Origin of the sequence: Streptomyces sp. TLI_105 (assembly GCF_900105415.1) — a bacterium.
GTDB lineage: Bacteria > Actinomycetota > Actinomycetes > Streptomycetales > Streptomycetaceae > Streptomyces.
Genome location: NZ_FNSM01000001.1, coordinates 4,736,317 through 4,756,670, shown reverse-complemented (window position 1 = coordinate 4,756,670; position 20,354 = coordinate 4,736,317). Strand labels below are relative to the sequence as shown.

The following is a 20,354-nucleotide window of genomic DNA, read 5'->3' as shown; positions in this document are numbered from 1 at the left end:
TCTTCACCCAGAGAGAAGACCGGGGGCGCAAGGCGGCTGAGATGTCGGCCCTTGCGCCCCGGCCAAAGGGGCGAGTGGCGGATCAGTTCTTACCAAGAATCACGTATCCGCAGCACGCCGGGATTTCCGATTCAGCCGCAAGACGGCGTGGACATCGTGATGAGGAAGTCCGAGTCGACCAGGTCGAAGAGAAGCTCACACGCACGGTCGAAACGCTCGGCGTCGACGAGCATAAGCGACTCCATGGACTCCTTCTCGATGACGATGCCGGCGTCGGCAAGCGTCTTGCGGGGCTTGTCCTTCAGGGCCGCGGCGAACGACTCGTCGGAACCGAGGCGCGCCACGAGGGCCTCCAGGGTCTGCCCCGCCTTCTCGGCTTCGGCGACCTGCTCGGCAGTGAACGAGGTTACGGCGGTCTGCGTCATTCCATTGCTCCTTGTCGACGTGCTTCAACAGTCGGATATCGGCCAAGACGTCACCGTGTTCAACAACTGTGGTCGTCTCTTCCGATGCTTTGATCCTTGCCGACGGAGAAGGGCCGAACCAGAGACCCGGCCTGGCACATTCCGCCCCTGGCCGGTTCATGCATGGAAGCCCGAGGTCGACGCGCTCGAGAAGCGACCGCTTCCGGACCTCGTGGGCACGGGCCTCGCGAGCAAAGGGGCATGCCGAGATCACCAGTCGGCCGCAGGCCCTCGACGAGGTCCGCGCGCGGATGGCTTCACCGATCGACGCTCCCGCCTCCCGCCCGGCCGTCCACGCGCCCTACATCCACGTGCTGTTCCTCGCGCCGCGCGGCATCCACGGCTTCGCCCGCTACTGCGCCGGCGACCTGAAGGATCCCGAGGTCTGGCGCATCATCCGCGAGGGTGCCGCCCACCACCTCGGCAGGGACGGGGCCGCCCGCCTCCCCGGAACCGGGTCCTCGCGCCACCAAAGGACTGACACCTCAGCCCACACTCCCAACTCGATCCGCTAACCTGTCAGGGACCACCCACCGTGGCGGTCCCACTCCTTGCCGAGGCATGGGTGTCTACTCACGCAGAGTATTCAGCCACGTTGCACGCAAGGCCCGCCTTCGTAGCTCAGGGGATAGAGCACCGCTCTCCTAAAGCGGGTGTCGCAGGTTCGAATCCTGCCGGGGGCACGAGGAGAAGGGGCAGGTACTGGTATCAGTACCTGCCCCTTTCCCATGAGGGTGCTCGCGGGAGTGGGGCCGGATCGGCCCTATCGGACGACGACGTTGTGCGCCGGGATGATCGTGGGTCGCAGGTCGGCGTGGCCGAGGTCGGCCAGGATCGGGCCGAAGGTCTTCGCGTGGGTTTCGAGGGCCTCCTCGCTCTCCCAGACCTCGGTCACCCGGAACCCTCCCTCGACCGGTCCCGCCGCGTGGGAGACGAGGCCCGGGTTCCCCACGTCCGCGAACCGCGTGAAGCCCCGGCCTTCGGTCACGCGCGCGATGACCGTGTCGTAAAGCTCCGGTCCGGCGCCGGGGAGGTCGAAAGTGACGATGACGGCCATTCGGATGCCCCTATCTCGGTCCGCCGCACGGCTGCGGCAATGCCCGCGAGCCTAGCGTTACGCGATCGACCGGGTTCACAGAGTGACGGACGGTTCACCCGTAGGGTCACTCGCCGTCAGCGCAGGGCGGTCAGCGGAGTTCTTCCGGGCAGGCCGTGCCGCGCGAGAGCTTGTAGGGGGCTCCCAGGCGGTAGACGCCCGCCTTCGGGGCGACGAGTTCCGTCCATTCGTCGCCCTCCGGGTCCGCCTCGGCCTTGAAGAGGCAGCCCTCCTCGTTGGCGAAGACCTTGGGGAGTTCGGTCTCCGACGCCTCGCGGGCCAGCTTCGAGGCCTCCGTCTCCTTCGGCGGTTCGATCTTGCCGCCGTTCTCGTCCATGAGGGCGAGCCAGGGCGAGTACGGGACGCGGATCAGGACCCGGCCGGGGCTGTCGACCCGGATCACGACCTCGTTCTCCTCGGCGCTCTGCACCTCGGCCGGCGGGTCGGCGAGAGGGGTCGGGTTCTGCACCTCGTACAGCCGCCAGTTCTCGTCCGACCAGATCTGCCTCAGGTACGGCAGGCCCTCGACGACCAGCTCCGCCTCCTGCTCGGCGCCCGAGTCGGGGGCTCCGGTGGGCAGGACGACGTAGTGGACGGCCCAGCGGTGGAGCCAGTCCCGGTAGTTCGCGGCGTTCAGCGTGTCGTCGTAGAAGAGGGGGTTGCGCTCCATGTCCGCCTGACGGTTCCAGCCGCGCGCCAGGTTGATGTACGGGCTGAGCGCGGAGGACTCGCGGTGGCTGGACGCCGGCACGACCTCGACCCGCGCCTTGCCCGCGTCCCGGACCTGGAGCTGGTTGACGAGCGGTGCGAGCTCGCGCGCCCAGGACGCGTCCGGCGCGGTGCGGATGACGTCGTCGACGCCCTTGAAGCCGATCCAGAAGTTCAGCCCCGCGACGGCGAGCAGCAGCGCGTACCAGCGGCGCGAGCGCGGCGCCGTGTACGGCAGGGCCGCGAGCAGCACGACGCCCGCGAAGAGCATCGGCAGCCGGGAGATGTTCGAGCCGATCTGGGAGTCGATCAGCCAGGTCAGGAGTGTGCCGATCGTGTAGACCGCCGCCCCCGTGCGGACCGTCCGCCAGGTCTTCGGGACGAGCACGAACGTCAGGACGCCGAAGAGCAGCGGGAGGGCCGTCGAGCCGAAGGCCATCGGCTGCGTGCCGGAGAAGGGGAAGAGCCAGGAGGAGAGGGCGACCACCGCGACCGGGGCGAGGCCCAGGGCGTACGCGCCCGGGCGCCGTTTGTTCAGGAACAGTGCCGCCGCCGCGATGCCGAGGAACAGGCCCGCGACCGGGCTGCACGCCGTCGCCAGACCGGCCAGCGGGGCGGCGACCGCCGCCTTCGCCCAGCGTTTGCGGCGCCAGCGGTACGGCCAGCAGAAGACGGCGGCGACCGCGCCGAGCGCGAACATCATGCCGAGGCCGAAGGTCACCCGGCCCGAGAGCGCGTTGCAGAGGAAGGCGAAGACGCCCGCGATCGAGCAGACCAACGGGTTGCGGACCGCCCGCACCCGCACCAGGATCAGCGCGGTCAGGCCGGCCGACAGCGTCCCCGCCACCATCATCGTGCTGCGGACGCCGAGCACCGACATCAGGTAGGGCGAGACCACGCTGTACGAGACGGGGTGCATCCCGCCGTACCAGGCCAGGTTGTACGCGGAGTCCGGGTGCCGTCCGACGAACTCGGCCCAGGCGTCCTGCGCGGCCAGGTCCCCGCCGCTGTTCGCGAAGAGGAAGAACCACAGGACGTGGGTGAGGGCGGCGAGCCCGGTGGCCGCCATGACCGTGTAGCGGCGCTTGCGCCGCGGGGCACGGGCGGGGGCGGGGGTGGGGGCGGACGGTGCCGGGGCCGGGGCCGGGGCGGGCCGCTGCGTCGGGAGCACTATTCGCGGGAGCGAAGAGGGTCCGATATCCGTGGACGAGCCGCCGTCGGTGTCACGAGCTTCATGGGCATCACGGTAGACGTCGGGGTCGGAGTCCGCGCGGTCGGCGCGTGTCGGCTCGGCGGTGGTCACTGCGGCCCTTTCCCGTGCTGCTGCCCGGCTCTCTTCCCGCTTCTCGCGTGGTCACGCGTGCGTCTCGTCCCCCCGGAAACGCTAACAGCCGGGCTCCCCGGAGAATCCGGGGAGCCCGGCCGAGCGGGTGGCCTCAGCCCAGGTGGGTCAGCTTCTTGTCGAAGCCGGGCTCCATCAGGTCGGCCTGCAGGGCGACCGGGGAGCTGACCTTGCCGGCGCCGGTGCCGATGGACACCTGGCCGACGATGTCGCCCGCCTTGCCGAAGTGCGGGACGGCCTTTCCGCCATCCGTGAGCTCCAGCTTCACCTGGAGGCCCGGCCAGCCGACCGCCTTGAGCTCCTTGGTGGCCACGACCGGGGTCCGGCCGCCGAGACCGTCGTCCACGTAGCCGAGGACCTGCCCCTTCTTGACGACCGCCGCCGAGGTGACGTCCTTCTGGGCCTGCTGGATCAGCTTGAGGCTGTTGTCGATGGCCAGCTGGAGCTTGTCGATGAGCATCTTGGCGTTCTTCGCCCCCATGACGATGCCGAGGATGCGGCGGTTCTGGCCGTCCACGACGGTGTTCGCCGCCCAGAGCAGGTTGCCGCCGGCCGGGGTGGAGGAGCCGGTCTTGATGCCGCTCACGCCGTCGTGGAGCAGGATGTTGTTGTTGTTCTCGATCCGGCCGGGGATGCCGTCGACCGTCACGTTCGGCATGTTCACGATCTCGCGGAACACGTCGTACTGCATGACCGCCTTCGCCAGCTTCAGCTGGTCCTGCGGCGTCGACATGGTGCTGTCGAGGAGACCGGACGGGTCCGTGTACGTGGACTGGGTCATGCCCAGGTCCTTCGCGGCGGCGTTCATCTTCTCGACGAACGCGGCCTCCGAACCGGCGTCCCAGCGGGCGAGCAGCCGGGCCACGTTGTTCGCGGAGGGGATCATCAGGAGCTCAAGGAGCTCCTTCTCCGTGTAGGTCTGACCCTCCTGGACCGGCGCCGTCGACTCCGAATCGTGCTTCGCCTGGTCGGCGGCCTTCTTGTCGATCGTGATCTCGGGCCCCTGCTGCTTCCCCTTGATCGGGTGGTCGCGGAGGATCACGTACGCCGTCATCGTCTTGGTCACGGACGCGATCGGGGCCGGCTTCTGCGCTCCGTACAGGCCCATGGAACCGACGCCCTCGACCTCGACGGCGCCCTGCCCCTCGTCGGGCCACGGCATCTGCAGTTTGCCGCCGCCGAAGGTGAACGTCGGCTCGGCCGACAGCGTCAGCGCGGGCGCGGGCAGCGGGCGGACCATCTGCACGATCGCAAAGACGATCAGGAGGAGCAGGACCAGCGGGGTCCAGATCCGCACCCGGCGCAGGGTCGTCCGCAGCGCGTTCGGCGGCGGGGGCGGCGTGTTCGTCAGCTCCGCGAGGAGGTCGAGTGGGGGCAGCGGAGGCAGCGGCTGCTGCCGGGTCCGCTCCGGCTCGGCGAGCGACGCCGGCGACGGTACGGGGGCGGGCGCGGACTCCTTGGACGCGGGGGCCTTGGGGGCCTCAGGGGCCTTGGGGGCGGCCGCCGGGGCGGCGGAGGCCTTGGCGGCCTCCTGGGCCGCCCTCTCGGCCTTCTCGGCCTTCTGCTCGGCCGGGATGTCGGGGCGCAGCGCACGGAAGACACTGGTGCGCTCGCTGTCGGAGTCCGCGGTCAGACCGGACGGGAGCTTCAGGGCGGTCGTCGGCTGGTCCACGACGGGCGGACGGACCATCTTGAACATGGTCGTCGGCTGGTCGACGGGCTCCTCGTCCTCCGAGGAATCGGAGGAGTCGGAGGAATCGGAAGAGTCGGTCGTGTCCGAGGCTTCGGTGGAGTCGGTCGCGTCCGAAGCGTCGGAAGCGTCGGAAGCGTCGGTGGAATCGGTCGCGTCCGAGGCCTCCGCCCGCTTCTCGTCGGCGGCCGCCTTCCGCGCGGCGAACCAGGAAGCGGAGGGCGCCTTGTCCTCGACGTCCTCGACGGACTCCTCGTCCGTCTCGTCGTCGGACTCGTCGTCCGTCTCGTCGTCCTGCGGCTCGTCCTCGGCCTCGGAGTCCCCGGCCTCGGAGTCGTCACCCTCGGCCTCGTCCTCCGGCTCGGGCTCGTCGGTCTCCTCCGGCTCGGTCTCCTCGACCGACGCCTTCGCCTCCGGCTCCTCCGGTCTCTCCGACTTCTCCGGCTCCTCCGCCGTCGCGACCCACGCCGCCACGGCCGCCTTCAGACGGTCGCCCTCCGCACCGGGCTCAGACCCGGACTCGGACTCGGACTCCGGCTCGGGCTCAGCTCCCGACTCCGGCTTCGAGTCCGTCTTCGGCTCGTCGTCCTCGGGCGTGCGCGGCGTCAGGTTCTTGAACACGGCCGTCGGCTGGTCGACCTGGACCGCCGAGGACGGCGAGGACTCTGACCCGCGGAGCACGGAAAGCCGAGGATCCCGGCCGCCGCCGCCCGAGGCCGCCGTCTCCTGAGACGACCCCTGCTGCTCCGCCTTGTCGGGGGACTCGCCCGCCACCGTGCCTCCTCCATGCGTCATACGTACGTCCGAACCGTCTAACAGTGTCCTGTGTGAACCCCTTGGCTCCCGTGCTAGACGAGAACGACATACCTACTGGTTCCCGGATGAACCACCCAGGCACTCTCGACAGATGAATGTGAGAGGGGTCACCCTGTCATTCATCCACGCGGGGAGGCATGGATGGGCAGGAGCCGCAGAACTATTCCGGAAGAGCTTCTGTTGCTCGCTCTGGACCCGACCACGGGTACCACAGCGCAGCCGCAGTCGCTCGACCTCGGTCTGGCCGGAGCACAGCTAGTGGAGCTGGCTCTGGCAGGCCGGATAGCCCCTGACGGGGATCGTATCGCCGTGGTGATGCCACGGCCGACCGGAGATCCGACACTGGACTCCGCACTGGAGCTGCTGCGCAGGCGCGGCAGCCCGGTTCGGGCCGTCCACTGGATCGGCGGGCCCCGGCTGGGGCTCCGTCAGACGTATCTCTCGCATCTGGAGCGATGCGGCATGGTGCATGCCGTGGAGGGCCAGATGTGCGGGGTGTTGCCGACGACTCGCTACCAGGCGACGGACACGGCGATCAGTCGGGAGATCCGTGCCCGGCTGGACAGTGCGATCCGCACCGGCGTACCGCCGGACCCGCGGACCGCGGCGCTTGCCGCGCTGGCCCACGCGGTCGGTCTCGGCAAGCACCTGTACCCCGGCAACGAAGGACGGTCGTCGCGGTCCCGGCTGCGCGACCTGATCCGGCACGACCCGATGGGCGGACTCGTGGCGCACGCCGTGATGGACGTCCAGAACGGCGCGGCGGCACAGCCCCGCCGGAGCGCCGCGGGCGTCCCGGCGCAGCCTCGCGGCAGCATGGCCCGCGCGGTCGCGCACTGACCGTCGCACGGCGAGCACCACTCCGTACCTGCACCACGAACCAGCACCACGAACCACCTGGAACCATCCCGAGAGCCGCACAGGTGTGCGGGGCGGCCTGGACGGCCGCCCCGCACATGTGCGTTGTCCTGTTTTCCCAGCGCGCACCCGGCCATTGGTGGCAGTCTGCCAAGCGGTAGATACTCACAGCTACGCAGCAGACAGCCGGAGGTGCAGTTTCCGTGGCGTCCAACGTCAACCCCACCGTCAGGCGACGCCGATTGGGCCAGGAGCTGCGCAAGCTCCGCGAGGCGAAGAACATGACGGCCGAGCAGGTCGCCGAGCGTCTCCTCGTCTCCCAGTCCAAGATCAGCCGGCTGGAGAACGGTCGTCGCTCCATCAGCCAGCGTGACGTCCGGGACCTGTGCGGTGTGTACGAGGTCGAGGACGAGCGCATGGTCGACTCCCTCATGCAGATGGCCAAGGACTCGCGCCAGCAGGGCTGGTGGCACGCCTTCGGCGACATCCCGTACAGCGTCTACATCGGTCTGGAGACGGACGCGGAGAGCCTGCGGATGTACGAGTCGCAGATCATCCCGGGCCTGCTCCAGACTCCCGCGTACGCGGAGGCCGTGATCTCCGGCGCGATGCCGGAGTCGACGCCGGCGGAGATCGAGAAGCGGGTCACGGTCCGGACCCGCCGCCAGGACCGGATCCGTGACGAGGAGCGTCCGCTGCGCCTGTGGGCGGTGATCGACGAGGGCGCCCTGCACCGGATCGTGGGCAGCCGGCAGCTGATGGTCGAGCAGCTGGAGCACCTGATCGAGCAGTCGCACCTGCCGCACGTGACCGTGCAGGTGATCCCCTTCGAGATGGGCGCGCATCCGGGGATCAGCGGGCAGTACTCGATCCTGGAGTTCCCGGACACCTCGGACTCCAGCGTCGTCTACATCGAGGGCGTGACGAGCGACCTGTACCTGGAGAAGGCGCAGGACGTCGGCAAGTACTCCGTCATGTACGAGCACCTCAGGGCGCAGGCGCTGAACGTGGAGCAGACGCGGGAGTTCATCTCGAAAATGGCGAAGAAGCATGCCCAGGGCTGATCGCCGGAGGGCGGGGCAGGCACCGTACACCCCGTGATCCCTTTCACGGAAGCGCGGTTGGAATATGCCACTCGGACGTGTGAACGCCGGTCCCACCGGACGGGACCGGCGAGTAGCGTCGATCACGCCATCAAGAACGTTGGCGCGACACACTACTCGGCAGAACCGGAGTGAGCAGCATGGCGATTATTCAGGGCGGTACGGACACCTGGACGAAGTCCTCGTACTCGGGTGGGAACGGGGCCTGTGTCGAAGTGAAGTCCCCGGTCATGGCCGCGATCGCGGTGCGGGACTCCAAGGCGCCCGAGGGTCCGTCCCTCTCTTTCGGTCCGGGATCGTGGAACGCCTTCGTCGGCGAGGTGAGCAACGGGGCCCTCTGAGCCCCGGTGCGCGCACGCCGTCACCAGCAGTACGAGAAGAGCCCTCTCGACCGGTCCGCCGTCCTGGCCGAGGGGGCTCGGCCTTTGCCCGGAAGCCTCGGAGCCACCGGGTCTCCGGGTCTCCGGGTCTCCGGGTCTCCGGGCCACCGGGCCACCGGGCCACCGGGCCACCGGGCCACCGGGCCTCAGTGAAGCTCGCTCTCGGTGGAACCCGTCCTCAGCGGAGCTCGTCCACATAGCGGTCCGTGCCCGGGATCGTCGGGATGAAGGGGGCCACCAGTTCCACCCGGCCGCCCGGGGACGCCATGGTCTCCAGGTCCGTGAAGTGCTCCGTCCAGCACGCGCGGGGGTCCTGCTCCAGGAACCAGAGCAGGGTCAGCCGGGTGTCGACGCCCTCGACCTGCTTCACGTACGTCATGCGGTCGCCGGGCAGCGGAGTCGGGCGGAAGAGGGTCACCAGCGCCGCCGGTGAGCCGGCGAGGCGGCGGGGCAGTTCCCGGTCGCGCAGCCGGTCGAGGAGTTCCGCCCGCTGCCGCAGGCCCTCGACGTCGATCACCTGGAGGATCAGCCCGGCGTAGGGGTGGTCGAGGGCGTGGAAGTCGCGCGGGCCGGCCGCCCCGTCGCGGTAGACGGTCGCCTCGTGGTCCTGGAACGAGGTGAAGACGTGGGTGCGCTCGTGGTGGACGCGGGCGTCGCGGTTGAGCCGCTTGTTGATGCCGACGGTCCACTTCATGTGGTCGTCGTAGCGGCCCTCGGTGATCCAGTACGTGGAGAGGTAGCAGCCGGCGGTGACCGGCTGGGCGACCGCGGACTTCTCCGGGCGCCGCAGCTCCTGGAGTTCGCGGGTGGCGACCCAGCGCCGACCGGCGTACATCCAGGGCATGGCCATGGCGCCCGCGTAGTAGTGGTCGTCCTCGTACCAGCGGTTGTAGGCGTACTCGTGGCCCGGGTGCGGTTCGACCATGGTGATCAGCGCGTGGCCGGGGCGCACGCCGTACGGCCCGAGGGCCGCCAGCTCCGCGTACGTCTCGCTGCGGGTCTCCTCGCTCACTCTCGTACCCCTTCCCGTGTCTTCCCTTGTCGTTGACAGGCACCTACTCTGACGGACCGTCAGATACTTGGCCAGGGTCGAGGAGGATCCGGATGCTGCTCCAGGGGAAGACGGTCGTCGTGTCGGGGGTCGGTGCCGGGCTCGGGCACCGGATCGCGGAGACGGTGGTACGGGACGGGGGCAACGCGGTGCTCGGCGCCCGCACCGAGGCCAACCTCGCCAAGTCCGCCGCGGAGATCGACCCGGAGGGCCGCCGCACCGCGTACCGGGTCACGGACATCACCGACGAGGAGCAGTGCGAGGCCCTCGCCGCGGTCGCCGTCGAGCGCTTCGGCGGAATCGACGCGGTCGTCCACGTCGCCGCCTGGGACTCCTACTTCGGGGGCCTGGAGGACGCCGACTTCGGGACCTGGCAGGGGGTCCTCGACGTCAATCTGCTCGGCACGCTGCGGATGACCCGGGCCTGCCTGCCGGCGCTGAAGGAGCGCGGCGGCTCGGTGGTCCTCATCGGGACGCAGTCGGCGGTGGCGGCGCCCTCGCAGGTGCGGCAGGCGGCGTACGCGGCCTCGAAGGGGGCGCTGACCTCGGCCATGTACTCGCTCGCGCACGAGCTGGGACCGCACCGGATCCGGGTCAACACCGTGCTGCCGGGCTGGATGTGGGGGCCGCCGGTCCAGGCGTACGTCCAGTTCGCCGCGCACACCGAGGGGGTGCCGGAGGCCGAGGTGCTCGCCCGGCTCACCGAGCGGATGGCGCTGCCCGAGCTCGCGACGGACGGGGACGTGGCGGAGGCGGCGGCCTTCCTCACCTCGGACCGGGCGCGGGCCATCACGGGGCAGTCGCTGCTGGTCAACGCCGGGGAGCTGATGCGCTGAGCCGCTCCCCCAAGTGACGCCATAAGTTCATGGACATGAACAAGGGTCAGTGAAGCGAACGATTTTACTGCCCCTTGACTCTCCCCTGCATTGTCCGGGCCTTCCAACTCCCCACACCATGAACCGCGTTCACAAGGCGGACCGGACCTCATGGAGGGGCGCAATGAACAGTCTCGACTGGGCCGTGCTCATCGGCTACTTCGGCGTCATGGTCGCGATCGGCGTCTGGTCCCACAAGCGCGTGGACACCGTCTCCGACTTCTTCACCGCCGGCGGCCGGATGCCCTGGTGGCTCTCCGGCATCTCCCACCACATGTCGGGCTACAGCGCCGTGATGTTCACCGGATACGCGGGCATCGCCTACACCTACGGCGTCACCTCCTACGTCACCTGGTCCTTCCCCATCGCCATCGGCATCGCCATCGGCGCCCACCTCTTCGCGCCCCGCCTCAACCGGCTCCGCTCCCGCCTCCGCGTCGCCTCCCCGCTCGAATACCTCAAGGACCGCTACAACCTCCCCACCCAGCAGGCCCTCGCCTGGTCCGGCGTCCTCCTGAAGATCGTCGACGTCGGTGCCAAGTGGGCCGCCATCGCGACCCTGCTCTCCGTCTTCACCGGGATCTCCCTCAACCAGGGCATCCTCATCACCGGCGTCGTCACCGGCGTCTACTGCACCGTCGGCGGCCTCTGGGCCGACGCCCTCACCGAACTCGGCCAGTTCGTCATCCAGCTCCTCGCCGGCGTCGCGATGCTCGTCGCGGTCCTCGGCAAGCTCGGCGGCTTCAGCGCCCTGTGGACCGTGTGGGACCGGCCCGAGCTCCAGGGCCACACCGCGCCCACGGCCGGCCCGTACACGCTGACGTTCCTCCTCGCGTACCTCTTCATCAAGACCTTCGAGTACAGCGGCGGCATGTGGAACCAGGCCCAGCGCTACATGGCCACCCCGTCCGCCCGCGAAGCCACCCGCTCCGGCCGCCTCTCCGCCGTCCTCTGGTTCGTCTGGCCGCTCGTCCTCTTCTTCCCCATGTGGTGCGCGCCGCTGCTCGTCCACCCGAAGAAGCCCGACGGCTCCGACGCGTACGCCCTCATGACCGAACAGCTGCTGCCGCACGGCCTCCTCGGGCTCGTCGTCGTCGGCTTCTTCTCGCACACCATGGCCATGTGCTCCTCCGACGCCAACGCCATCGCGGCCGTCTTCACCCGGGACATCGCCCCCGTCCTCAGCAAGGCCGCGCGGAGCTGGACCCAGCGGGCCGGGCTGCTCGCCGCGCGCTGGTCGACGATCGCCTTCCTCGGCCTGTCGATGGCCGTCGCCACCCAGGTCAACTCCCCCGCCTTCAAGGACATCATCACCGTCGTCATCAAGTGGGTCGCCGGACTCATGGGACCGATCGCGATCCCCTTCATGCTCGGCCTGCTGCGCCCCTTCCGGAAGTCGGGCCCCACGGCCGCGCTCGCCTCCTGGGCGGCCGGACTGTTCGTCTTCTGGCTCACCAACTACGGCCTCGACGGCGTCGAGCTCCAGATCCAGATCGTCTCGCCGCTCGCGACCTCGCTCGTCCTCTACGTCCTCATCGGGTACGTGAAGCCGGAGGACACCCCGGAGCGGGACGCGCTCCTCGACCGGATCGGGTCGGACGGGGACGGTGTCGCGGCCGTCCCCGCACAGGGCGGCGCGCGGACCGATCAGCCCCTGGGTTGACTTCCACTCCCCCACCTGGTGTGGGGGATTCCTGCCACGGCCGGTCGGCCGTCTCGGTGGGTTCCTGCTTCTTCGCGCTGTGCCGGGACCTGGGGTCCGGGTCTTGCCTGCGCTCCACAGGCCGTCACCGCCGGTCCGACGGCCCTGGCGACGTTGACCGCCGCGTTGACGCCCCGATCCAGGACCGCCCCGCAGCCCGGGCACTCCCACACGCGGACGTGCAGCGGCTTGGGGCCGTCCTTGGTCCCGCACACGCAGCGCCCCCGGCTGGTGGGCTCGAACCGGTCGATCCTGATGAAGGTGCGACCGTACAGGGCGGCCTTGTACTCCAACATCGCGACGAACGCGGCCCAGCCCGCGTCGTGGACGGACTCGGCCAGACGCGTCCGGGCGAGCCCCTTCACCGCTGATGCGCAGGATGGACCGTAAGATCGTTCAACAATTCCACAATCGAGGGCGCCCTCACGCGCGCTTCATCACAGAAAGACCGCATTTCCGTGAACGAGCCCCGCCCCCATGCCCTGTTCTCCTTTGGAACTCTCCTGGACGAACGCGTCCAGGAAACCCTCTTCGGACAGGCCGTCCCGCAGACGCCGGCCGCGCTTGCGGGGCACACGACGCGGCCCCTCCGGATCACCGACCCCGAGGTGATCGCCACCAGCGGTCTCGACGTCCACCTCACGCTGGAACGCCGGATCGGCGCCGAGGTCCAGGGCGCCATACTGCACCTCACGGACGCCGACCTGGCCGCCGCCGACGACTACGAGGTCGACGACTACGTCCGCCGCCGAGCACGACTCTCTTCGGGCGCGAGCGCATGGGCCTACCTCGACGCGCGGCCGCTGCGCTCCGCATCTCGCATCGTGATCGTCGGCGACAGCATCGCGTACGGCCGCTGCGATCCGCAGGGCGGCTGGGCGGCCCGCCTGGCCGCCGGCCACATCGCTCTCGACGAGACCGACCACCGTGTCTTCAACCTCGCCGTTCCCGGCTCCACCCTCGCCGAGGTCGCCGAGCAGACCCCTGCCCTGCTGCCGGCCCGCCGCCCCGACACCCTCGTGGTCGCGGCAGGCATCAACGACGTGGCCGTGGTCGGCAAGGGCCCGGCCCGCCTGGAAGAGAGTCTCGACGCGCTGGCGGCGACGGCCCTGACCCACGGCGCGCGGCTGGTGGTCGTCGGACCCACCTGGCTCGACGAGGACCGTGCCCCCGACTATGACGGTCTGTCCTTCACCCGTGAACGCGCCTCGACCCTCCGCGAGAACCTGCGTTCCTGGTGCACCTCACATCGCATCGATCACCTCGACCTGTGGGAACCGCTGCGTGACCGCCCCGACCTCCTCGCCGACGGTCTGCACCCCACGCCCGAGGGGCACGCCATGCTTCACCGGCACCTCATGGGCGTCGCCCTGTGAGTGCCACGAGCGCCGACCCGGACTCCACGTCTCCACCGCCCGAGCCGCACGATCCGCCGGGCAGGCCCTAGTCACCCCTCGGGTAGCGGGCCAGCCAGCCCGGGGAGGACTCCGTCGCGCTGTGCAGGGCGGCGCCCTGGGTCATCTCCATCGCGAAGTCGTCCGCGAGCTCCAGGACCGTCGCACGGCCCTCCAGTTCGGCCAGCCAGGCCGGCGGGAGGGCCGTCTCGCCGTGCAGGGCACCGAGCAGCGCGCCCGTGAGCGCGCCCGTCACCGACGAGGGCCCGTCGTGGTTCACCGCGAGCCGCAGCCCGTGCCGTACGTCCTCGCCGACCAGCGCGCAGTAGACCGCCGCCGCCAGCTGCCCCCCGGCCCGGTCCTCACCGGCCCCCAGAGCCGTCACCCGGTCCGCGTCCGGCGCCCCCTCCCGTACGGCTCCGAGGGCCCGGCCCAGCGCCTCGGTCACCGGCTCGTGACCGGGGCGCACCGCGAGCTGCTCCAGGGCGCGGGCCACCGCCGCCTCCACCGAGCCGCCGCGCGCGAGACCGTGGACGGTGACCGCGAAGGCGCCCGCCGCGAGACCCGCCTCCGGGGCGCCGTGCGTCTGCGCCGCGCACTCCACCGCCAGCTGGCAGACGAGCTGCGGCTCCCAGCCGACGAGCAGCCCGAAGGGGGCGGAGCGGGGCAGGGCCCCGGAGTCCCGCGCGTCCGGGTTCTTCGGCCTGTCGAGGGTGCCGAGGACGTCGTCGCCGAGGCCGATGAGGCAGGCGCGGGACGGATTGCGGCGGGCGTAGAGCCACTCCTCGCGGGCCAGCCAGCCGTTGTCCTTGCGGCGCTCGTCCGGGCCCCAGTCGCGCTGGGTGGCCGCCCAGCGCAGATGGGCCCGGTGCACGTCGGTGGGCGGATGCCAGGCGCCCGTGTCCCGGCGGACCTGGGCCCTGATGAGGCCGTCCACGGTGAACAGCGCCATCTGGGTCGCGGCGGTGACGGCGCCGCGGCGGCCGAAGGCGGGGACCGGGTCCGTGAGTCCGTCAGGTCCATGGGCCTCGCGCAGCTCCGCGAGCGTGTGGCCGTCGGCGGCCGCGCCCAGGGCGTCGCCGAGGGCTCCACCGAGCAGACAGCCCCGTACGCGGGCCCGGAAGTCCTGCTGCTCGGCGCGGCCCCACACGGCTGCGGCTGTCGTGGCCACGACGTGCCCTCCCCCCGTCGGCGGTCTGCGCAGCACTGTAATCGACCGGGTATGCGCGTTCGGGGTGCGGAACGTTATGTGATCGGACGCCCTTCAGGCCACGTTTGACCGCGTTGCGCCCACCCCTCGCGCCCCGTTGAGGGCGCGCCCGCCGGGGCGGTGCCCCGCCCGCCCCCGTTGTGGGCATGCGTTCCGCCGGGGCGGAACGGGTGGGCACAACGGAACGGCGCCCTTGCCGGCGCCAGAGGCTCCCGAGCCCGAACCCGCACCCCTAGGTGCGCCGCACACGGGGTGCGGGTCAAGGCGCGGAACGCGGAGGCGCCGCTGAAGGGCGCCGTCCCGTGTGCCCACCCGTCCCGCCCTGCGGGACGATTGCCCACACGGGCGGGGGGGGCACCGCCTCGGCGGGCGCGCGCCCACAGGGCGGGGGGGGGCGGGGGCATCGGCCCACACGGGCGGGGGCGCCTGCCCGGCGGGCGCAGCCCGCACCGGGGGGCGCAGCCCGCACGGGCAGGGGGCGGGTTACTCCTGGGGCAGGACCGGAAGGAGTTCCGGGAGGTGGCCGTCCGAGGCGCGAGCCGTGCGCTGCCGTTCCTCCGGGACCTCGCCGTACAGCGTCGTCCGTGGGCGGGACGGTCGCCCCGCCGCCTCCGCGATCGCCTCCAGGTCGCGGATCGAGCGGTACGAGCCGTAACCGGAGCCCGCCATCCGGGAGATGGTCTCCTCCATCAGCGTCCCGCCGAGGTCGTTGGCTCCCGAGCGGAGCATCTCCGCCGCGCCCTCCGTGCCCAGCTTCACCCAGCTGGTCTGGATGTTGGGGATCCAGGGGTGCAGCAGCAGACGGGCCATGGCCGTCACCGCGCGGTTGTCGCGGGCGGTCGGGCCGGGGCGGGCGATGCCCGCGAGGTAGACGGGTGCGTTGGTGTGGATGAAGGGGAGGGTCACGAACTCGGTGAAGCCGCCGGTCTCCTGCTGGATGCGGGAGAGCGTGCGGAAGTGGCCGAGCCAGTGCCGGGGCTGGTCCACGTGCCCGTACATCATCGTGGAGGAGGAGCGGATGCCCAGCTCGTGGGCCGTTTTGATCACCTCGGTCCACGTCGCCGTCGGCAGCTTGCCCTTCGTCAGCACCCAGCGGACCTCGTCGTCGAGGATCTCGGCGGCGGTGCCGGGGATCGAGTCGAGGCCGGCCTCCTTCGCCGCCGTCAGCCACTCCCGTATCGACAGGCCCGTGCGAGACGCGCCGTTGACGACCTCCATCGGCGAGAAGGCGTGCACGTGCATCCCGGGCACCCGTTCCTTCACCGCGCGCGCGATGTCGAAGTAGGCCGTGCCGGGCAGGTCGGGGTGGATGCCGCCCTGCATGCAGACCTCGACGGCGCCGACGTCCCAGGCCTGCTGGGCGCGGTCCGCGACCTGGTCGAGGGAGAGCGTGTACGCGTCGGCGTCGGTGCGCCGCTGGGCGAAGGCGCAGAAACGGCAGCCGGTGTAGCAGACGTTGGTGAAGTTGATGTTGCGGGTGACGATGTACGTGACCTCGTCGCCGATCACGGACCTGCGGACGTCGTCCGCGATCCGCGTGAGGGCGTCGAGCGCGGGGCCGTCCGCGTGCAGCAGGGCGAGCGCCTGGGCGTCGGTGAGCCTCGTCGGGTCGCCGGCGGCGACGGAGAGCGCCTCGCGGACGTCGGCGTCGACGCGCTCGGGGAGCATGCCGGGGGCGGCGGCCTCGCGGAGCGCGTCCCAGTCGCCGTACACGTCGTCGAAGTCCTCGCGCCGGTCGGACGTGCGGCCCTCGGTGTCGATGGTGGTGTGCAGGTCCGTGCGGCCGGTGGCGGTGAAGGCCTCGTCGGGCTCCTGCCAGGGCAGGCCGCGCACGGGCGCGTCGGGGTTCGCGAGACCGGTCTCGGGATCGGCGAGGGCGCGGACGTGCGGGAGGAGCCGGGGGTCGAGCCAGGGTTCGCCCCGGGTGACGAACTCGGGATAGACGCAGAGCCGTTCGCGCAGCTCGAAGCCGGCTGCGGCGGAGCGGGCGGCGAGCTCCTCGATCCGCGGCCAGGGGCGCTCGGGGTTGACGTGGTCGATGGTGAGCGGGGAGACGCCGCCCCAGTCGTCGATGCCGGCGGCGATCAGCCGCTCGTACTCGGAGTCGACGAGGTTCGGCGGGGCCTGGAGGCAGGCGGAGGGTCCCATGATGAGCCGGGCGACGGCGACGGTGGCGACGAGGTCGTCGAGCTCGGCGTCCGGCATCCCGCGCATCGCCGTGTCCGGCTTGGCGCGGAAGTTCTGGATGATCAGCTCCTGGATCGAGTGGTACGCGCGCGCGACGCGGCGCAGCGCGAAGAGGGACTCGGCCCGCTCCTCCAGGGTCTCCCCGATGCCGAGCAGCAGCCCCGAGGTGAAGGGGACGGAGGAACGTCCGGCGTCCTCCAGCACCCGCAGGCGCACGGCGGGTTCCTTGTCGGGGGAGCCGTAGTGGGGGCCGCCGGGCTCGGACCAGAGGCGGGTCGCGGTCGTCTCCAGCATCATGCCCATGGAGGGCGCGACGGGCTTGAGGCGCTGGAAGTCGGTCCAGGACAGGACGCCGGGGTTGAGGTGGGGCAGCAGCCCCGTCTCCTCCAGGATGCGGATCGCCATGGCCCGTACGTACGCGATGGTGTCGTCGTACCCGTGGGCGTCGAGCCACTCACGGGCCTCGGGCCAGCGGTCCTCTGGCTTGTCGCCGAGGGTGATCAGGGCTTCCTTGCAGCCCGCCTCGGCGCCGCGGCGGGCGATGTCGAGGACCTCGTCCGGCGACATGAACATCCCGTGCCCGTCCCGGCGCAGCTTGCCGGGGACGGTGACGAACGTGCAGTAGTGGCACTTGTCCCGGCAGAGCCGGGTGAGCGGTATGAACACGCTCTTCGAGTACGTGACGACCCCCGGCCGCCCGGCCGCCTCCAGGCCGGCGTCCCGCACGCGCCCCGCGGACGCCACCAGGTCCGCCAGGTCCTCCCCCCGTGCCCGCAGCAGCACGGCGGCCTCGGCGACATCGAGCGCGACCCCGTCCCTGGCCCGCTTGAGGGCACGGCGCATGGCGTTCTCGGTGGGTCGTCCTGCCTGGTGATCCGTCATGAACCGAGCATACGAGCGCTCCCCGGCGCAGCGGTTCGGGTCCCCGCAGGAACCCGAACCCGGTCGCTCCTCAGAGGTACCGCGCGTACCCGTCCAGGACGGTCAGGACCTCCGACTCGTCGCCCGGCGGGAGTTGGAGGACGACCTCGTCGCAGCCCAGTTCCTCGTAGTGGGCGAGCTTGCCGGGGCTCGGGAGGACCGCGTACGGGACGAGCCGGAGGGTCTCCGGGTCACGGCCGGCCTTCTCCCAGGCCTCGCGGAGGACGGGGAGGGACTCCGTCAGGCCCCGGCCGCCGATCGGCATCCAGCCGTCGGCCTGCGCGGCGATCTGCGCGAAGAGCTTCGGGCCCGCCGCGCCGCCCAGGAGGACGCGCGGGGCGCCGCCGGCCGGCTTGGGCCAGGCCTCCGAGGCGCGTACGGAGTCGCCGGACTCCCCCGCGTACGCCGTCGGTTCGGGCGCCCACAGGGCCCGCATCAGGTCCAGCCGGTCGCGGCCGAGCTCGCGGCGGGTGGACCAGTCGACGCCGTGGTCGGCGGCCTCCTCCCTGTTCCAGCCGAAGCCGACGCCCAGGGTGAACCGGCCCCCGGAGAGGTGGTCGAGGGTGGCGATCTGCTTGGCGAGCACGATCGGGTCGTGCTGGGTGATCAGGGTGATGCCGGTGCCGAGGCCGAGGCGTTCGGTGACGGCCGCGGCCTGTCCCAGGGCCACGAGCGGGTCGAGCGTCCGGGCGTACTCCCGGGGCAGCTCCCCGCCCGCCGGGTAGGGCGTCTCGCGGGAGACGGGGATGTGGGTGTGCTCGGGGAGGTAGAGCCCCGCGAAGCCGCGCTGCTCCAGCTCGCGCGCGAGCCGCACGGGGCCGATGGTCTCGTCGGTCAGGAAGATCGTGGTCGAGATCCGCATAGCGGCACGGTAGGGGGTGGGGCGCGGTTTTCCGAGGCGTACGACGCACCGGCCGGCGTACGACGCACCGGCCGGCGTACGACGCACCCGCTGGCATACGACGAACCGGCCGGCATACGACGGCCCGGCTCACGGACGAGGCACCGGCCGTCAGGAGCGGGCCGGGTCCATCGCCCGCTGCCGCGCCGCCAGGTGCCCGTACCCTCCGTGCTCCCAGACCCTCTCGCGGAAGCGCTGGAGCGTGAGCGGGGCGCGGTCCTCGCCGGGCGCGTCCTCGAAGTGGACCGTGCCGCAGCGGTGGCAGTACCAGCCGTGCGACCAGAGTTCCTCGGCGCGGTGACGTCCGCGCGTCAGACTCGCGAAGGCGGCCCTGCGCCGCCACAGCTCGACGAGAGCGAGGAAGGCGACGCCGAGGGCGAGGGCCGCGACCCAGCTCAGGAACCCCAGGTCCGGGCCGGGAGAGGCCGGCGGCGCGAACGCGAAGTCCGGCATGGGATCGGAGCCGCCCTCCAGGGCGCCCTCGACGAACATCCAGCCCATGAGCGAGGCGACGCCCACGAACCCGGCGGCGAGGCCGACGCCGCCGATCGCGTTCGACGGCGGCGCGGGCACCGGCGCGAGCGCGTCGGAGAGCCCGGTGGTCACCGCCCGGGTCACGGTCCGCATGTCGCCGTCGCGGTTCCGTTCCCGGCTGGTGACGGCGTCCCGGCCCGCGAGGTACACGGCGGGCACGGCCTGCACCCGGTCGTCGCGGTCACAGCCCGGGCAGGTGGTTCTCGTGCGGCTCATGGGTCCCCCTGTTTTTCGTGGTCGCGCTGTGTGACGGGTTCATGACCTCGCCGGTTCCCTCCGTGACCCGGCCGGTTCCCTCCATGCCCTCGCCGGTTCCCTCCGGCCCGTTCGAAAACCGCCTGCGGCTTCCCGCCCCGCCCCCTACCGTGACCGGGTGCTGAACCGAATCGAGACGTACTACGACGCCGTCCCCCGCCCCGCCGCCCGCACCGAGGACTTCGGGCCGCTGACCCTCTTCGTACGGGAGGGGCAGGGCTGGCCCTACTACGCCCGCCCGGCGCTCGGGCACGAGGGCGAGGTGTCCCCGGAGGCCGTGGAGAAGGTGCGGGCCCGGCAGCGGGAGCTGGGGGTGCCCGAGGCCTTCGAGTGGGTCGCGGAGACGACCCCGGGGCTGCGGGCCGCCGTGGAGGCGACCGGCCTCGCCGTGCACGAGCACCCGCTGATGGTCCTGGAGGGCGAGCCGCTCGCCGTGCCGGAGCCCGAGGGCGTCACCGTACGGATGGTGGGCGTGGACGACTCCGCCCTGGAGAGCGCCGTCGCCGCCCCGTACGCCGCCTTCGGGATGGAGCCGCAGCCCGGCAGCACCGCCCAGGTCGCGGAGCGCCTCGCGGCGGGCCTGACCCGGCTCGCCGCGGCCCTGGACGCCACCGGGAGGGCCCTCGCGGCCGGCCAGCACCAGCCCGTCGGGGGCGTCTCCGAGGTCGTCGGCGTCGGCACCGTCCCGGCGGCGCGGCGCCGGGGCCTCGGGCTGGCGGTCACGGCCGCGCTCGTCGCGGACGCCCGCGCCCACGGCACGGAGCTGGTGTTCCTCACGGCCTCGGATGCGGACGTGGCCCGGCTCTACGGCCGGCTCGGCTTCCGCACGGTGGCGACCGCCCTGATCGCGGAGTCCTGATCCTGGGG

17 protein-coding genes, 1 tRNA gene and 1 pseudogene are annotated in these 20,354 nt (G+C 71.5%); 9 read left to right on the top strand and 10 right to left on the bottom strand.

The genetic code is table 11. From position 1 onward, the window contains the following. Positions 1-131: 131 nt before the first annotated feature. Complete coding sequence (locus tag BLW86_RS21820) at positions 132-425, bottom strand: hypothetical protein (RefSeq protein ID WP_093875596.1); 294 nt, start codon at positions 423-425, stop codon at positions 132-134. A 290-nt stretch (positions 426-715) separates the two neighbouring features. Between BLW86_RS21820 and BLW86_RS21815 the strand changes: the two genes are divergently transcribed. Both BLW86_RS21815 and BLW86_RS21810 read left to right on the top strand, forming a co-directional pair. Further along, positions 716-979 (top strand): hypothetical protein, encoded by a 264-nt coding sequence (locus tag BLW86_RS21815; RefSeq protein ID WP_093875595.1) that lies wholly within the window; start codon positions 716-718, stop codon positions 977-979. 95 nt (positions 980-1,074) lie between these two features. Further along, positions 1,075-1,147: transfer RNA gene (locus BLW86_RS21810), tRNA-Arg, on the top strand. Positions 1,148-1,227: 80 nt separating this feature from the next. Here the strand turns inward: BLW86_RS21810 and BLW86_RS21805 are convergent. The 3 genes from BLW86_RS21805 to BLW86_RS21795 all read right to left on the bottom strand — a co-directional run bounded on the left by BLW86_RS21805 (position 1,228) and on the right by BLW86_RS21795 (position 6,074). After that, entirely contained in the window at positions 1,228-1,521 is a 294-nt protein-coding gene (locus tag BLW86_RS21805; protein ID WP_093875594.1) for an antibiotic biosynthesis monooxygenase family protein, read from the bottom strand. 130 nt (positions 1,522-1,651) lie between these two features. Next, positions 1,652-3,571, bottom strand: a complete 1,920-nt coding sequence (locus BLW86_RS21800; RefSeq protein ID WP_371129555.1) for an MFS transporter — start codon at positions 3,569-3,571, stop codon at positions 1,652-1,654. Positions 3,572-3,704: 133 nt separating this feature from the next. Further along, positions 3,705-6,074 carry a D-alanyl-D-alanine carboxypeptidase family protein gene (locus BLW86_RS21795; RefSeq protein ID WP_093875593.1) on the bottom strand — a complete coding sequence of 790 codons (2,370 nt, stop codon included), beginning with the start codon at positions 6,072-6,074 and terminating at the stop codon, positions 3,705-3,707. A gap of 183 nt (positions 6,075-6,257) precedes the next feature. Here BLW86_RS21795 and BLW86_RS21790 point away from each other — a divergent pair, with 183 nt between their 5' ends. From BLW86_RS21790 to BLW86_RS21780, 3 genes are all read left to right on the top strand, one after another. Beyond that, positions 6,258-6,956, top strand: coding sequence for a GOLPH3/VPS74 family protein (locus BLW86_RS21790; protein ID WP_086825793.1), 699 nt, complete (start codon positions 6,258-6,260; stop codon positions 6,954-6,956). Positions 6,957-7,177: 221 nt separating this feature from the next. After that, positions 7,178-8,038, top strand: coding sequence for a helix-turn-helix domain-containing protein (locus BLW86_RS21785; protein WP_093875592.1), 861 nt, complete (start codon positions 7,178-7,180; stop codon positions 8,036-8,038). A 179-nt stretch (positions 8,039-8,217) separates the two neighbouring features. Next, the gene (locus BLW86_RS21780) at positions 8,218-8,418 is read left to right on the top strand and encodes a DUF397 domain-containing protein (RefSeq protein ID WP_093875591.1); all 201 of its coding nucleotides are present in this window, start codon (positions 8,218-8,220) and stop codon (positions 8,416-8,418) included. A 217-nt stretch (positions 8,419-8,635) separates the two neighbouring features. On the opposite strand, the gene BLW86_RS21775 is transcribed toward BLW86_RS21780, so the two are convergent. Then, the gene (locus BLW86_RS21775) at positions 8,636-9,469 is read right to left on the bottom strand and encodes a hypothetical protein (protein WP_093875590.1); all 834 of its coding nucleotides are present in this window, start codon (positions 9,467-9,469) and stop codon (positions 8,636-8,638) included. 92 nt (positions 9,470-9,561) lie between these two features. Between BLW86_RS21775 and BLW86_RS21770 the strand changes: the two genes are divergently transcribed. Next, positions 9,562-10,344, top strand: a complete 783-nt coding sequence (locus BLW86_RS21770) for an SDR family oxidoreductase (protein WP_093875589.1) — start codon at positions 9,562-9,564, stop codon at positions 10,342-10,344. Positions 10,345-10,507: 163 nt separating this feature from the next. Then, a complete protein-coding gene (locus BLW86_RS21765) occupies positions 10,508-12,046 on the top strand; it encodes a sodium:solute symporter family protein (RefSeq protein ID WP_093875588.1) in 1,539 nt (512 codons plus the stop codon). On the opposite strand, the pseudogene BLW86_RS21760 reads toward BLW86_RS21765, so the two are convergent. Continuing rightward, positions 12,031-12,453, bottom strand: a pseudogene (locus BLW86_RS21760) (zinc ribbon domain-containing protein); the annotation flags it as partial. The gene BLW86_RS21765 and the pseudogene BLW86_RS21760 overlap by 16 nt on opposite strands. A 90-nt stretch (positions 12,454-12,543) precedes the next feature. On the opposite strand from BLW86_RS21760, the gene BLW86_RS21755 reads away from it, so the two are divergent. Then, on the top strand, positions 12,544-13,461 hold the full coding sequence (locus tag BLW86_RS21755) for an SGNH/GDSL hydrolase family protein (RefSeq protein WP_093875587.1): 918 nt from the start codon (positions 12,544-12,546) through the stop codon (positions 13,459-13,461). A 67-nt stretch (positions 13,462-13,528) separates the two neighbouring features. On the opposite strand, the gene BLW86_RS21750 is transcribed toward BLW86_RS21755, so the two are convergent. The 4 genes from BLW86_RS21750 to BLW86_RS21735 all read right to left on the bottom strand — a co-directional run bounded on the left by BLW86_RS21750 (position 13,529) and on the right by BLW86_RS21735 (position 19,448). Continuing rightward, positions 13,529-14,650, bottom strand: coding sequence for an ADP-ribosylglycohydrolase family protein (locus tag BLW86_RS21750; RefSeq protein ID WP_093875586.1), 1,122 nt, complete (start codon positions 14,648-14,650; stop codon positions 13,529-13,531). A gap of 522 nt (positions 14,651-15,172) precedes the next feature. Beyond that, a complete protein-coding gene (locus BLW86_RS21745) occupies positions 15,173-17,758 on the bottom strand; it encodes a bifunctional FO biosynthesis protein CofGH (protein ID WP_093875585.1) in 2,586 nt (861 codons plus the stop codon). A gap of 70 nt (positions 17,759-17,828) precedes the next feature. Next, entirely contained in the window at positions 17,829-18,659 is an 831-nt protein-coding gene (locus BLW86_RS21740; protein WP_093875584.1) for an LLM class F420-dependent oxidoreductase, read from the bottom strand. 150 nt (positions 18,660-18,809) lie between these two features. Beyond that, complete coding sequence (locus tag BLW86_RS21735) at positions 18,810-19,448, bottom strand: hypothetical protein (RefSeq protein ID WP_093875583.1); 639 nt, start codon at positions 19,446-19,448, stop codon at positions 18,810-18,812. 157 nt (positions 19,449-19,605) lie between these two features. Between BLW86_RS21735 and BLW86_RS21730 the strand changes: the two genes are divergently transcribed. Then, complete coding sequence (locus BLW86_RS21730; RefSeq protein ID WP_093875582.1) at positions 19,606-20,346, top strand: GNAT family N-acetyltransferase; 741 nt, start codon at positions 19,606-19,608, stop codon at positions 20,344-20,346. Positions 20,347-20,354: the final 8 nt, after the last annotated feature.